The organism is Paraburkholderia diazotrophica (assembly GCF_900108945.1).
In the GTDB taxonomy this organism is placed as follows: Bacteria; Pseudomonadota; Gammaproteobacteria; order Burkholderiales; family Burkholderiaceae; genus Paraburkholderia; species Paraburkholderia diazotrophica.
Genome location: NZ_FNYE01000030.1, coordinates 22,309 through 34,783 on the forward strand (window position 1 = coordinate 22,309; position 12,475 = coordinate 34,783).

A 12,475-nucleotide genomic window follows, 5' to 3' on the forward strand; every position below is an offset into this window, starting at 1 on the left:
GTGCGTTATTCGACGTCGAGCACGAGCAGCTGCGCACCGTCGGCGACCTGATCGCCGACGCCGTACAGCACCTCCGCCACCTTGCCTGCTGCGGGCGCGCCGATTGTGTGCTCCATTTTCATCGCTTCCATCACAAGCAGCGGCTGCCCCTTCTCGACGACAGCACCCTCTTCGACCAGCACCGCGATCACCTTGCCGGGCATCGGCGCGGTGAGACGCCCTTCGCCGTGCTCGGCATCGGCAGCATGCGCGAGCAGGTTCTGCCATTCGAACGCCAGCGCCTCACCACGGCAAAACACATGGAACATATCGCCGTCGATAAACACACGGCCCGTCACGTGCGCATCGCCGATCGTCGCGCCGTATTCATGCTTGCCCGCGCCCGTCCACCACTTGAACGGTTCTGCCTTGCCATCGTGCGTGAGCGTCCGCGACTCGCCGTCGCGCGAGAAAAGCACTGTAAATGCAGACTCTTTCTCGACGTCGCGCCAGTTGAGCGTCTGCGTGTAGCCGCTGTTCAGGCGCCAGTGCGACAGCGCATCCCACGGCGATGCGCCGTGCGCGAGGCCGCCTTCGCGCGTCATCAGCGCGCCGCAAGCGAGCGCCAGTGCTTCGCGGAACGGCTTCGCGACAGGCGCGAAAAGCGCATCGTGATGACGCTCGATCAGCCCTGTATCGAGGTCGCCTGTCGAGAACGGCACGCTCGCCACGATACGTTGCAGGAACTCGACGTTCGTATGCGGCCCAACCACTTCGCAGTCGCGCAACGCATGGCTCATGCGCTTCAACGCTTCGTCGCGGCTCGCGCCGTGCACGATCAGCTTCGCGATCATCGGGTCGTAGAACGGCGTGATCGTATCGCCTTCACGCACGCCGCTATCGATACGCACGGGCGCGCGCTCGCCACCCAGGCCCAACGAGAACTCGATGCCTTCCGGCATGCGCAGATGCTTCAACGTGCCCGTCGACGGCAGGAAGCCGCGCGCGGGATGCTCGGCGTAGATACGCGCTTCGATCGCATGGCCTTGGATCTTCAGCTGATCCTGCGCGAGCGGCAGCGGCTCGCCCGCCGCAACGCGCAACTGCCATTCGACGAGATCCTGGCCCGTGATCATCTCCGTGACGGGATGCTCGACTTGCAGGCGCGTGTTCATCTCCATGAAGTAGAACTCGCCGCCCGCCGTCATGATGAACTCGACGGTGCCCGCGCCGACGTAGTTCACCGCGCGCGCCGCCGCGACGGCCGCCTCGCCCATCGCGCGCCGCACATGCGGCGCCAAGCCCGGCGCGGGCGCTTCTTCGAGCACCTTCTGATGGCGGCGCTGCACCGAGCAGTCGCGGTCGAACAGATACACGGCGCCGCCGTGCTTGTCCGCGAACACCTGCACTTCGACGTGGCGCGGCCGCGTCAGATACTTTTCGATCAGCACGCGGTCGTTGCCGAAGCTGCTCGCCGCTTCGCGCTTGCACGACGCGAGCGCGGCCGCGAAATCTTCCGTGCGCTCGACGACGCGCATGCCCTTGCCGCCGCCGCCCGCGCTCGCCTTCAGCAACACGGGATAGCCGATTTCATCGGCCTGGCGATGCAGCAGGTCGGCGTTCTGATCGTCGCCGTGATAGCCGGGCACGAGCGGCACAGCGGCCGAATGCATCAGCGCCTTCGCGGCCGCCTTCGAGCCCATCGCGGCAATCGCTTCGACGGGCGGCCCGATGAACTCGATGCCCGCCTTCTCGCACGCGTGCGCGAAGTCCTCGTTCTCCGACAAGAAGCCGTAGCCGGGATGCACAGCCTGCGCGACCGTCGCAAGCGCCGCTTCGATGATGCGTTCGACGCGCAGATAACTCTCCGCCGCCGTCGATCCGCCGATGTGCACGGCTTCGTCGCATGCGGCGACGTGCTTTGCGTTCGCGTCGGCGTCGGAATAGACCGCGACGCTCGTGATGCCGAGCCGCTTGCAGGTCGCGGCGACGCGGCAGGCAATTTCGCCCCGGTTCGCTATCAGGATCTTGTTGAACATGAGGTGTCTCGATGGGGTGTTGTTCTGTGTGCGCGTGCCGTCGCGTTCGGCTTCATATGCCGCGCGTTCACGCGCGCCACGAAGGCGAACGTTTTTCGAGGAACGACGCGACGCCTTCGCGTCCTTCGGCGCTCGCGCGAATCTGCGCGATGCGCGCCGCCGTCTCTTCGATCAACGCCGCGTTCAGCTCGCGGCCTGCGACGTCCTGAACCAGTTGCTTGCATGCCTTCACCGCTTGCGGGCCGTTCGCGCACAGCGTCGCTGCGATCTGCTGCACGGTTTCGTCGAGCTTCTCCGCGCTCACGCATTCGCCGACGAGACCGAGGCGATATGCCGTCGCGCAGTCGAACTGCTCGGCTGTCGTGAAGTAGCGGCGCGACGCCTGTTCGCCGAGCGCGCGGATCACATACGGCGCGATCGTCGCGGGAATCAGGCCGAGGCGCGCTTCGGACAGACAGAACTTCGCGGTATCGACGGCCACGACGATATCGCACGCCGAAATCAGGCCCATGCCGCCCGCGTACGCGTCGCCGTTCACGCGCGCGATCACCGGCTTGTTGCATCGATAGATCGACGCGAGCATGTCGGCAAGACGCATCGCATCGGCGCGGTTCTCGTCATCCGAGTAACCGGCCATCTTCTTCATCCAGTTCAGGTCCGCGCCCGCGCAGAACGCCTTGCCGTTCGCGGCGAGCACGACGGCGCGCACGTCGTCGCGTTCGTTCAGCGCGCGAAATACCGAAGTGATCTCCGCGATCATCGCTTCGTTGAACGCGTTGCGCACATCGGGACGATTGAGCGTGACGGTGGCCACCCGGTTATCGAACGCGACGATCAGGTTTTCGTATTGCATGATCCTGGGCTCCTCGATGGCATCACATGCGGAACACGCCGAAACGCGTGTCTTCGATCGGCGCATTCATCGCCGCCGACAGCCCAAGGCCCAGCACGTCGCGCGTCTGCGCGGGGTCGATCACGCCGTCGTCCCACAAGCGGGCGCTCGCGTAATACGGATGGCCCTGATGCTCGTACTGCTCGCGGATCGGCTGCTTGAACGCCTCTTCCTGCTCGGCCGTCCACGTGCCGCCCTTCGCTTCGATGCCGTCGCGCTTTACGGTTGCGAGCACCGATGCCGCCTGCTCGCCGCCCATCACCGAGATGCGCGCGTTCGGCCACATCCACAGAAAACGCGGCGAATACGCGCGGCCGCACATGCCGTAGTTGCCCGCGCCGAACGAGCCGCCGATGATCACCGTGAACTTCGGCACCTTCGCCGTCGCGACGGCTGTCACCATCTTCGCGCCGTTGCGCGCGATGCCTTCGTTCTCATACTTGCGGCCCACCATGAAGCCCGTGATGTTCTGCAGGAACACGAGCGGTATCTTGCGCTGCGCGCACAGCTCGATGAAGTGCGCGCCCTTCAACGCGGACTCGGAAAACAGAATGCCGTTGTTCGCGACGATGCCGACCGGGTGCCCCCAGATATGCGCGAAGCCGCACACGAGCGTCGTGCCGTAGCGCGCCTTGAACTCGTCGAACGCGGAATCGTCGACGATGCGCGCGATCACTTCGCGGATATCGAAGGGCTTGCGCGTATCGACGGGGATCACGCCGTAGATGCTCTTCACGTCATAGCGTGGCGGCTTCGGCTCCTGCATCGTGACGGGCACGTCCTTGCGCCGGTTCAGATTGCCGACGATGCTGCGTGCAATCGCGAGTGCGTGCGCATCGTTTTGTGCGAGATGATCGGCGACACCGGAGAGACGCGTATGTACGTCGCCGCCACCGAGATCTTCCGCGCTGACCTCTTCGCCCGTTGCCGCTTTGACCAAAGGTGGGCCGCCCAGAAAGATCGTGCCTTGATTCTTGACGATGATCGACTCGTCGCTCATCGCGGGCACATACGCGCCGCCCGCCGTGCACGAGCCCATCACGACGGCGATCTGCGGAATGCCTTGCGCGGAGAGATTCGCCTGGTTGTAGAAGATGCGGCCGAAGTGATCGCGGTCCGGAAACACGTCGTCCTGATTCGGCAGATTCGCGCCGCCCGAATCGACGAGATACACGCACGGCAAGCGGTTCTCCTGCGCAATTTCCTGCGCGCGCACGTGCTTCTTCACGGTGACGGGATAGTAGGTGCCGCCCTTCACGGTCGCGTCGTTGCAGACGATCACGCACTCCTGGCCCGCGATGCGGCCAATGCCCGTGATGACGCCGGCGCCCGGCGCATCGTCGTGATACATGCCGAACGCCGCAAGCTGCGACAGTTCGAGGAACGGCGTGCCCGGATCGAGTAGTTGCGCGATGCGATCGCGCGGCAGCAGCTTGCCGCGCGACACATGCTTGTCGCGCGCAGCGGGGCCGCCGCCCAACGCGAGCTTGCTGATCTTCGCCTTCAGGTCTTCGACGAGCGCTTCGAGCGCGGCCGCGTTCGTGCGGAAATCGTCCGAGCGCGGATTCAACTTCGATTCGATGATCGGCATCGCGTTGTTCTCCTTTTCGATGCGCGTGCTTTACATCGTTTCCGCGAACAATTCGCGGCCGATCAGCATGCGGCGGATTTCACTCGTGCCCGCGCCGATTTCATAGAGCTTCGCATCGCGCCACAGACGGCCGACAGGATACTCGTTGATGTAGCCATTGCCGCCGAGGATCTGGATCGCTTCGCCTGCCATCCACGTGGCCTTTTCGGCCGTGTAGAGAATCACGCCCGCACAGTCCTTGCGCACCTGGCGCACGTGCCCCGAGCCGAGCGTGTCGAGCTGACGGCCGACCGCGTACAGATACGCGCGGCACGCCTGCAATGTGGTGTACAGATCGGCGACCTTGCCCTGGATCAGCTGGAATTCGCCGATCGACTGGCCGAACTGCTTGCGGTCGTGGATATACGGCACGACGGCGTCCATCACCGCCATCATGATGCCCGTCGGGCCGCCCGCGAGCACCGCGCGCTCGTAATCGAGGCCGCTCATCAGCACCTTCACGCCGCCGTTCAGTTCGCCGAGGATGTTCTCTTCCGGCACTTCGACGTTCTCGAACACCAGCTCGCCCGTGTGCGAGCCGCGCATGCCGAGCTTGTCGAGCTTCTGTGCAACGGAAAAGCCCTTCATGCCCTTCTCGACGATGAACGCAGTAATGCCGCGCGGGCCCGCTTCGATGTCGGTCTTTGCATAGACGACGAGCGTGTCGCAATCCGGGCCGTTCGTGATCCACATCTTCGTGCCGTTCAGCACGTAACGGTCGCCCTTTTTCTCAGCGCGCAGCTTCATGCTGACGACGTCCGAGCCCGCGTTCGGCTCGCTCATCGCAAGCGCGCCGACGTGTTCGCCCGACACCAGTTTCGGCAGGTACTTCTGCTTTTGCGCTTCATTGCCGTTGCGGTGGATCTGGTTCACGCACAGGTTCGAATGCGCGCCATAAGAAAGACCGACCGATGCCGATGCCCGGGAAATCTCCTCCATCGCGACCATGTGCGCCGTATAGCCCATGTTCGCGCCGCCGTACTCTTCGGAGACGGTCATGCCGAGCACGCCCAGGTCGCCGAACTTCTTCCACAGGTCCATCGGGAATTGATCGGTGCGGTCGATCTCGCCCGCGCGCGGCGCGATCTCCTTCGCCGCAAACGACGCGAGGCTGTCGCGCAGCATCTCGATCTCTTCACCAAGCGGGAACTGCAAACCGGGCAGGTTACTCATTTGTGTGTCTCCAGGAGTTCATCGTGCGCGGACCACGCGCAGGGTGCGCGCCGCATCGCATCAACCATTTTTTTGAGCGAGGCTCAGCCAGCTCGTCGGCCGCGCAGCCGGTGTGATGGCCGATGAGTCCGGAATGACCGGCGCGCGACAGCATAGACGGCATTTCACTCCAGATTTACGTATGCGTCAATCAGTATTTTTGAGTGTCACTCAAATTCGTTAAGCGCGCGCTGAACCCTTATTTGCCGTGGTAGTATCGGCAACAACAGGGCTTTCCTGCCCTGAAATCTGAACTGGACTCATATGATGGGTGTAGCAAGGGCGGAAGTACCGGGATCGCGCCGCCAGCCGGCGGGACGCAAGTCGCAGCAGCGCGTGAAGGAAATTCTTCAGGCGGGCCGCGACGTGTTCTCCGAAAAGGGTTACGAGCGCGCGACCACGGCGGAAATCGCGCAACGGCTCGGCATTTCCGAGGCCACCGTGTTCAGCTACTTTCGCGGCAAACGCGAACTGTGCGCGCGCGTGATCGGCGACTGGTACGACGAGATCATCGAGGCCATCGAGTCGGGCTTGCCTCGCGACGGCAGCATCCGCCAGCAGTTCGCGTTCATCGTCCGCACGCATTTGCGGCTGATGCTGGTCAACGGGACGGGCCTGTGCGCGCTGGTGCTATCCGAGGGGCGCACGCGCCAGCACGAACTCAGCGAAGAACTGACGGGCCTGCAACGGCGCTACACCGCGCCGCTGATGCGCGTGCTCTCGCAGGGCCAGCAAACCGGCCAGATCCGCTCGGACGTGCCGCTGCGCCTGTTGCGCTCGCTGGTGTTCGGCCCGATGGAGCATGTGCTGTGGGACGCGGCGCTCGGCAATCGCCGCACCGATATCGATGCGACGGCCGACCGCCTGATCGACGTGCTGTGGACAGCGCTGCAACCGCCCGATGCATCGCTCAGCGCGCTCGTGCAATTCCGCCAGGAAGTGGGGGAAGCGGCGCGCCGGCTCGCGGAAGCCGAAGCTGCGCAAAAGCTCGCGAAAGCTCGCGAAACCACGTGAGCCGGCGACGGCCGCCGCGAAAAACAGCGAGAACGCGTAAATCGCACTCGCGCGCCTGGCCGGGAGCGCTACTTGCTGCCAACGCCTATGCCAGCAATGAACCCAAGGAGGACCGGCCATGCCTACGAAGCCCAGCCAAGGCGACAATCCGATCCGCCACGATCAGTCCGATCCGCCCGCGCCTGGGACTGTCAAGACCGATTTGCCCAACGTCGGTCCGCCGCAGGACCCCGACGCTCCGCCACTCGATCCCGACGACAACCCCGATTACGAGGACGACAAGCCGTAGGGTGTGCGCCGTTCGTCAAAAACATCGAATGACGGCAATCGTCGCGCAGGGGATCAGAGCAGCGCGCGCCAAAGGCGCCAACTATGGTCGATAGGGAGGACCATCGTGCAACAAGCATTCAACCGAACATGCCGGATCGGCCTCGCAAGTCTGCTGGCCGCGCTCGTCTCGACATCGGCGCTCGCGCAAGGCGCGCAGCAGTCGATCACCGAGCGCCACACCGAGGTCATGCAGACAGGCACCGGCTTTCGCGCATCGAAGCTCTCGGGCGCGACTGTCTATAACCGCGACAAGGACAAGATCGGCATCATCGACGATCTGGTCGTCTCGCCGTCCGATCACACTGCGTTCGCGATACTTTCGGTGGGCGGCTTTCTCGGCATGGGCAAGCACTATGTCGCCGTGCCGTTCAGCGATCTGCAGATCAACAGCAAGCAGGTGACGATGCCGGACGCGACGAAGTCGTCGCTGGAGGCGCTGCCCGAGTTCAAGTACGCGCCGGACTGACGGGCACTTATCGCTTTCAACATTTTCATCGCGCAGCAAGAGACTGCGCGGACATGTGCACGCTGCACATATTCAGACAAAAGACGCGGGCGCCGTGATCACCCTCGCGTCTTTCGCTCACGCCCGATCAGTAGTAGGGATACGGTGAGTAGACTACGCCCGGCGGGCCATAGTAGTAGTACGGACGTGGCGCGTAATAGACGGGCGGCGCCGAGTAGTACGCTGGCGCGGGCGGTTGCGCGATGGAGTTACCTTTCGCCGTCATGCACTGCGCGTAGGCGGCGTCGTAGCGCGCCTGCAAACCGGAAGCCGAATACGAAGCGCTGTTCGCACCTGTCGCGCCGCCGAGCAGCAAACCACTGCCCGCCCCGATCGCCGCGCCCGCCCCCGCATTGCCTGCCGCTGCCCCGAAGAGCGCGCCGACTGCGGCGCCCCCGAGCGTGCCGACGGCCGCGCTGTTCACCGAATTGTGCGTCGCCGCCTGCGACGCGCCGCCCGCATCGGTGCTGTGGAACGCGTAATCCCGGCACGCATAGTCTTCCTGCTGGAACTGCTCGAGCGGCTCGCCCTTGCGCGGCAGCGCGACCACGCTCGGCGCGCTGGGTGGCGCAACGGCGCAACCGCCCAGTGCCAGCATCGTTCCGACGACCAGCGCCGGCATGGCAAGCTTTCTCGTGATCTGTGTTCTGTTCATCTTCGTCGACACGCCAGTATGTAAATCCAGAGTCCAACATAAGAACAATAGTCGAAGCGACCCGCCGATGAGTTACGAATCCGTTACTGGATATTTCCGCGCAATTCACTGAAAAACGCAAAAAGAGGGTCAGCCCGATTCGCGTTGAATCCGTGCGCCGATATGTGCATCATGCACATATGCACATTGCACACATCGAGGTGGCATCATGGTTCAGCGCACGGCAAACCTGCTCGGCGTGCTCGCCGTTCTGGTGAACGACGATCTGAGCTCGCCATCGTCGCTGCCCGCGCTCGCCGGATCGACGGCACGCGCGATGCTCAATGCCATCGGCCAGTATCCCGATTCGTCGATCGAAGTACTGCGCGAAGCCGTCGCGCTGTCGCACCCTGCCGCCGTGCGCGCAGTCGCCGGGCTCGTCGACGCGGGCCTCGTCGAAAAGAAGGCGGGCAGCGACAAGCGGTCGGTCGCGTTGGTTTTGACGCCTGCAGGGCGTCGCGAAGCCAGCCGCTTGCGCACGGCGCGCGGACGCCTGTTGGAGCGCATCGTCGGACGGCTCGGCGATGACGAGCGCGCCGTCTTCGAAGACCTGCTGATCAAGATACTCTGGAACGAAACGCGCGACGCATCGCACGCGATGCAACTCTGCCGCTTGTGCGACGACAAGCCCTGTCTGAAGGCCGGCTGCCCTGTCGAGTGCCGCAAGCAAGGCATGCCGGTGCCGGGGCGCAGTGCATCATGAGCGCGCCTGCGTCCGGCTCAATCCTCGTAACCGTGCGCAAGTCACTCAACGCAGGCGAACGAGCGTCGATTTCAACTCCGTGTACTTTTCCAGCGCATGCAACGACTTGTCGCGGCCATTGCCCGATTGCCTGTAGCCGCCGAACGGGAAGTTCATGTCGCCGCCCTCGTCATAGCAGTTGACCCAGACGGTGCCCGCGCGCAAACGCCGCGCGACTTCGTGCGCCGTCGTCAGGTTTGACGTCCACACGGCTGCGGCGAGCCCGTAATCGCTGTCGTTTGCGATCTTCACGGCTTCGTCGATCGAATCGAAAGTGATCACCGACAGCACCGGCCCGAAGATTTCTTCACGCGCGATCTTCGCATCGTGTTGCGATACGTCGAAAACCGTCGGCTCGATGTAGAAGCCGCCGCTGTCCTGCTGCACGCGCGAACCGCCGTGCAGCAGCTTTGCTTCGGCGCGCCCCGCTTCGATATAGGCGAGCACGCGATCCAGTTGAAGCTGATCGACGATCGCGCCCATCGACGTATCCGGATCGAGCGGATTGCCCGGTATGTAGCCGCGCGCCGCGTCGATGAGCCTGTCGAGAAACACGTCCTTGATGTCGCGATGCACGAGCAGCCGCGAACCCGCCGTGCACATCTCGCCCATGTTGTAGAAGATTGCGCCCGCAGCCGTCTTTGCCGCGCGGTCGATGTCCGGACAATCGGGCAGCACGATGTTCGGCGATTTGCCGCCCAGTTCAAGCCATACGCGCTTCAGATTCGATTGCCCCGCGTATTGCATGATCAGCTTGCCGACATTCGTCGAACCCGTGAACGCGAGGCAATCGACATCGCGATGCAACGCGAGCAGCTTGCCCGCCTCTCCGCCGCCCGGCACTACGTTGAATACGCCCGCAGGAATGCCCGCTTCGAGCGCGAGTTGCGCGACGCGAATCGCCGATAACGGCGACTTCTCCGATGGTTTCAGCACGACGCTGTTGCCCGCCGCAAGCGCGGGTCCGAATTTCCACGAGGCCATCAGGATCGGGAAATTCCATGGCACGACGGCTGCGACGACACCCAGCGGTTCCCGCGTCACGAGCCCGACGAGATGATGATCCGCGGGCACCACTTCGCCGCCCACCTTGTCGATTGCTTCCGCAAACCATTCGACGCAATACGCGGCGCCCGGCACATCGACTGACGTCGTGTCGCCGATCGGCTTGCCTGCATCCAGCGTTTCGAGCAGCGCAAGCTCGTCGAGATGTTCGCGCATCAGCGCAGCCCATTTGAGCAGCTTCGCCTTACGTTGACGCGGATTGAGACCGGACCACACGCTTGCGTCGAACGCGCGGCGTGCAGCGCTCACGGCCGTATTCACGTCGGCGTCGCTGCAATCGGCGACCTGAGCGAGTCCTTTTCCGTCGATGGGACTCACGCAGTCGAACGTGCGCCCGCTTTCAGCCGCCCGATACTCGCCATCGATAAATGCACGGCCTTCGATTGCAAGCGCCGCCGCCTTTTTCTGCCAGTAAGCCAATGTTGTCTTGTCCATCAGGATGCCTCAATGTCATACAAGTGACGCAAAGCGTCAGCTTTGCGCGTTCGCCGTGGTTCGGCATTTCAGCGCAGCGTAAAACGGCGGCGCACTCCGCTTCGATTTCAAATGTGAAGATTCGCAGCGCTCATCGAAATACATGCTCGCAGATTCTTCAATGAGCCGACAGAAGGACTCACGCGCATCTGTTCGACGAGCCAGAACTATGCAAGAACAGCGGTTCGAATAGCACACACGTGTATTGAATATACTAGTCACTTTAAATCGACTGCCGCCGGGGAAAACCCTGCAAAAAATCGACGCTTCTATATACCTGCCGCATTCAAATGCCGATTTGAGTACCGTTGGATAGCTCAGGGTAAGCCCGCATAAATTGACGAAAAGGCTTTTCCGGCATTTACGACTCGTATATGCTGATGGCAGGTTTGATGTTCTTTCGTTCGGTTATCCAATGCGCTGAGCAATTCGAGCGGCGTCATAGCGATAAAGAATGTATTTTGGATGACAACCTCACGTCCCGTTTTCTTTTTATTGGTGCGTTTTTCAAGCGGGGCGTTCAATACTTCAACGTGCCAGTCGAGTGTCATCGTGAGAGTCCGTGGCCCTTTGGTAAGGTGGGATCGTAGTCAGTTCGCGAGGTGTCTTCGCGATGACAGCGCCATCGCCGACGGCAGCAACGGCAGGCATGCGTTTCGCCGCTTTCTGTCCGTCTCCACGATCCTGTCGCGCCGTTCCGTCCGACGTCGTAACTCTATTTCAGCGCGTGCCTTCATCGCGGTGCACACCGACGGTGTCGCGTCGCTCTTGCCCTAGCGTCTCTCCCTCTTCAGCTGACGGGCCCGCTCGTGGGTCGATGCTTCGCGCGCGTCATTGCGCCGCGTCTTTGCTTGTGCTCGCCCCTGCGCCGGGCTTGCGCCGCTGCACGCCCGCAGTCGCACGCAGCGGAGCAAACCGGACAGCGTATCTGATCGCAACGCGCGGCGCTATCCGCTGACGATCGTCACAAGAACCCTTGAAGCGGCTTTGCATTGCGCACGGCTGCGCAATAGTGCCGCGCGCACGCAGCCACGGCACACGCGAGCATCTACACAGCCGCATATGGCAACGCATTGCTGCGTTAAGACAGCAATCAACGAATACGATTAGTCATGCAAACGAAGCCTTTGGTCGGCATCAGCGCCGACAGAACGATGAGGGGTGCGCATCCGTCGCACGTGGTCGGCGAGAAGTACATCACGGCTGTGGTCGACGGCGCACACGCGCTGGCGATGTTGCTGCCCGCGCTTGGCGAACAGCAGTCGCCCGAAGACGTGCTCGCACATGTCGACGGCTTGCTGTTTACGGGCAGCTACTCGAACGTCGAGCCACGTCGCTACGGCGGTCACGCGAGCGCGCCAGGCACGCTGCACGATCCCGCACGCGACGCGACGACGCTGCCGCTGATGCGCGCCGCCATCGACGCGGGCATCCCCGTTCTTGCGATTTGCCGTGGCTTCCAGGAGATGAATGTCGTATTCGGCGGGACGTTGCATCAAAGCGTTCACACGGTGGGCGGCTACGACGACCATCGTGAGAACAAGGAAGACGACCTCGACGTGCAGTACGGACCTTCGCATGCACTGCGTCTCGTGCAAGGCGGGCTGTTGCAGAAGCTCGCTGGCGGCGCAAGCGAAGCGCGCGTCAATTCACTGCACGGACAAGGCGTCGAGCGGCTCGGCAACGGCCTCACGGTCGAAGCTCATGCGCCGGACGGTTTGATCGAGGCGATCAGCGTCGCGAATGCGCGTGCTTTCGCGCTGGGTGTGCAATGGCATCCGGAATGGAAGCATGCGAACGATGCGCTATCGACCGCGATATTCCGCGCGTTTGGTGCAGCGTGCCGAATGCGCATGAAGATGGGATCGACTGCAAGCGTGCACGCCTGATCCCCGTCTC

At 63.1% G+C, this 12,475-nt stretch carries 13 protein-coding genes; 6 read left to right on the top strand and 7 right to left on the bottom strand.

Annotated elements, in window-relative coordinates; translation table 11 throughout:
- Positions 1–5 precede the first annotated feature (5 nt).
- From BMW76_RS28810 to BMW76_RS28825, 4 genes are all read right to left on the bottom strand, one after another.
- Positions 6–2,018 carry an acetyl/propionyl/methylcrotonyl-CoA carboxylase subunit alpha gene (locus BMW76_RS28810; RefSeq protein WP_090871451.1) on the bottom strand — a complete coding sequence of 671 codons (2,013 nt, stop codon included), beginning with the start codon at positions 2,016–2,018 and terminating at the stop codon, positions 6–8.
- Positions 2,019–2,085: 67 nt separating this feature from the next.
- Positions 2,086–2,871 carry an enoyl-CoA hydratase/isomerase family protein gene (locus tag BMW76_RS28815; RefSeq protein ID WP_090871454.1) on the bottom strand — a complete coding sequence of 262 codons (786 nt, stop codon included), beginning with the start codon at positions 2,869–2,871 and terminating at the stop codon, positions 2,086–2,088.
- 22 nt (positions 2,872–2,893) lie between these two features.
- Positions 2,894–4,501 (bottom strand): carboxyl transferase domain-containing protein, encoded by a 1,608-nt coding sequence (locus tag BMW76_RS28820; RefSeq protein WP_090871456.1) that lies wholly within the window; start codon positions 4,499–4,501, stop codon positions 2,894–2,896.
- 30 nt (positions 4,502–4,531) lie between these two features.
- Positions 4,532–5,713, bottom strand: coding sequence for an isovaleryl-CoA dehydrogenase (locus BMW76_RS28825; protein ID WP_090871458.1), 1,182 nt, complete (start codon positions 5,711–5,713; stop codon positions 4,532–4,534).
- Positions 5,714–6,016: 303 nt separating this feature from the next.
- On the opposite strand from BMW76_RS28825, the gene BMW76_RS28830 reads away from it, so the two are divergent.
- From BMW76_RS28830 to BMW76_RS28835, 3 genes are all read left to right on the top strand, one after another.
- Positions 6,017–6,766, top strand: coding sequence for a TetR/AcrR family transcriptional regulator (locus tag BMW76_RS28830; protein WP_090871460.1), 750 nt, complete (start codon positions 6,017–6,019; stop codon positions 6,764–6,766).
- Between the two features lie 118 nt (positions 6,767–6,884).
- The gene (locus BMW76_RS41355) at positions 6,885–7,055 is read left to right on the top strand and encodes a hypothetical protein (protein WP_177200527.1); all 171 of its coding nucleotides are present in this window, start codon (positions 6,885–6,887) and stop codon (positions 7,053–7,055) included.
- 105 nt (positions 7,056–7,160) lie between these two features.
- Positions 7,161–7,562, top strand: coding sequence for a PRC-barrel domain-containing protein (locus BMW76_RS28835; RefSeq protein ID WP_090871462.1), 402 nt, complete (start codon positions 7,161–7,163; stop codon positions 7,560–7,562).
- 127 nt (positions 7,563–7,689) lie between these two features.
- Here BMW76_RS28835 and BMW76_RS28840 read toward each other — a convergent pair whose 3' ends face one another.
- The gene (locus BMW76_RS28840) at positions 7,690–8,256 is read right to left on the bottom strand and encodes a glycine zipper family protein (RefSeq protein ID WP_090871463.1); all 567 of its coding nucleotides are present in this window, start codon (positions 8,254–8,256) and stop codon (positions 7,690–7,692) included.
- A 208-nt stretch (positions 8,257–8,464) separates the two neighbouring features.
- Between BMW76_RS28840 and BMW76_RS28845 the strand changes: the two genes are divergently transcribed.
- The gene (locus tag BMW76_RS28845; protein WP_090871465.1) at positions 8,465–8,998 is read left to right on the top strand and encodes a MarR family winged helix-turn-helix transcriptional regulator; all 534 of its coding nucleotides are present in this window, start codon (positions 8,465–8,467) and stop codon (positions 8,996–8,998) included.
- Positions 8,999–9,043: 45 nt separating this feature from the next.
- Here the strand turns inward: BMW76_RS28845 and BMW76_RS28850 are convergent, their stop codons facing one another.
- Together BMW76_RS28850 and BMW76_RS40570 are read right to left on the bottom strand one after the other, a co-directional pair.
- The gene (locus tag BMW76_RS28850; protein ID WP_090871466.1) at positions 9,044–10,537 is read right to left on the bottom strand and encodes an aldehyde dehydrogenase; all 1,494 of its coding nucleotides are present in this window, start codon (positions 10,535–10,537) and stop codon (positions 9,044–9,046) included.
- A gap of 356 nt (positions 10,538–10,893) precedes the next feature.
- Positions 10,894–11,127, bottom strand: a complete 234-nt coding sequence (locus BMW76_RS40570; RefSeq protein WP_143062344.1) for a hypothetical protein — start codon at positions 11,125–11,127, stop codon at positions 10,894–10,896.
- A gap of 1 nt (position 11,128) precedes the next feature.
- Here BMW76_RS40570 and BMW76_RS42040 point away from each other — a divergent pair, with 1 nt between their 5' ends.
- Together BMW76_RS42040 and BMW76_RS28860 are read left to right on the top strand one after the other, a co-directional pair.
- A complete protein-coding gene (locus BMW76_RS42040) occupies positions 11,129–11,353 on the top strand; it encodes a hypothetical protein (RefSeq protein ID WP_245763418.1) in 225 nt (74 codons plus the stop codon).
- 335 nt (positions 11,354–11,688) lie between these two features.
- Entirely contained in the window at positions 11,689–12,465 is a 777-nt protein-coding gene (locus tag BMW76_RS28860) for a gamma-glutamyl-gamma-aminobutyrate hydrolase family protein (RefSeq protein ID WP_090871470.1), read from the top strand.
- Positions 12,466–12,475: the final 10 nt, after the last annotated feature.

Excerpts from the sequence above, each read along its gene's own strand:
- BMW76_RS28840 (WP_090871463.1), bottom strand. The coding sequence starts at position 8,256 with ATGAACAGAACACAGATCACGAGAAAGCTTGCCATGCCGGCGCTGGTC.
- BMW76_RS28820 (WP_090871456.1), bottom strand. The coding sequence starts at position 4,501 with ATGCCGATCATCGAATCGAAGTTGAATCCGCGCTCGGACGATTTCCGC.
- BMW76_RS28825 (WP_090871458.1), bottom strand. The coding sequence starts at position 5,713 with ATGAGTAACCTGCCCGGTTTGCAGTTCCCGCTTGGTGAAGAGATCGAG.
- BMW76_RS40570 (WP_143062344.1), bottom strand. The coding sequence starts at position 11,127 with ATGACACTCGACTGGCACGTTGAAGTATTGAACGCCCCGCTTGAAAAA.
- BMW76_RS41355 (WP_177200527.1), top strand. The coding sequence starts at position 6,885 with ATGCCTACGAAGCCCAGCCAAGGCGACAATCCGATCCGCCACGATCAG.
- BMW76_RS28860 (WP_090871470.1), top strand. The coding sequence starts at position 11,689 with ATGCAAACGAAGCCTTTGGTCGGCATCAGCGCCGACAGAACGATGAGG.
- BMW76_RS28810 (WP_090871451.1), bottom strand. The coding sequence starts at position 2,018 with ATGTTCAACAAGATCCTGATAGCGAACCGGGGCGAAATTGCCTGCCGC.
- BMW76_RS28845 (WP_090871465.1), top strand. The coding sequence starts at position 8,465 with ATGGTTCAGCGCACGGCAAACCTGCTCGGCGTGCTCGCCGTTCTGGTG.
- BMW76_RS28815 (WP_090871454.1), bottom strand. The coding sequence starts at position 2,871 with ATGCAATACGAAAACCTGATCGTCGCGTTCGATAACCGGGTGGCCACC.
- BMW76_RS28830 (WP_090871460.1), top strand. The coding sequence starts at position 6,017 with ATGATGGGTGTAGCAAGGGCGGAAGTACCGGGATCGCGCCGCCAGCCG.
- BMW76_RS28850 (WP_090871466.1), bottom strand. The coding sequence starts at position 10,537 with ATGGACAAGACAACATTGGCTTACTGGCAGAAAAAGGCGGCGGCGCTT.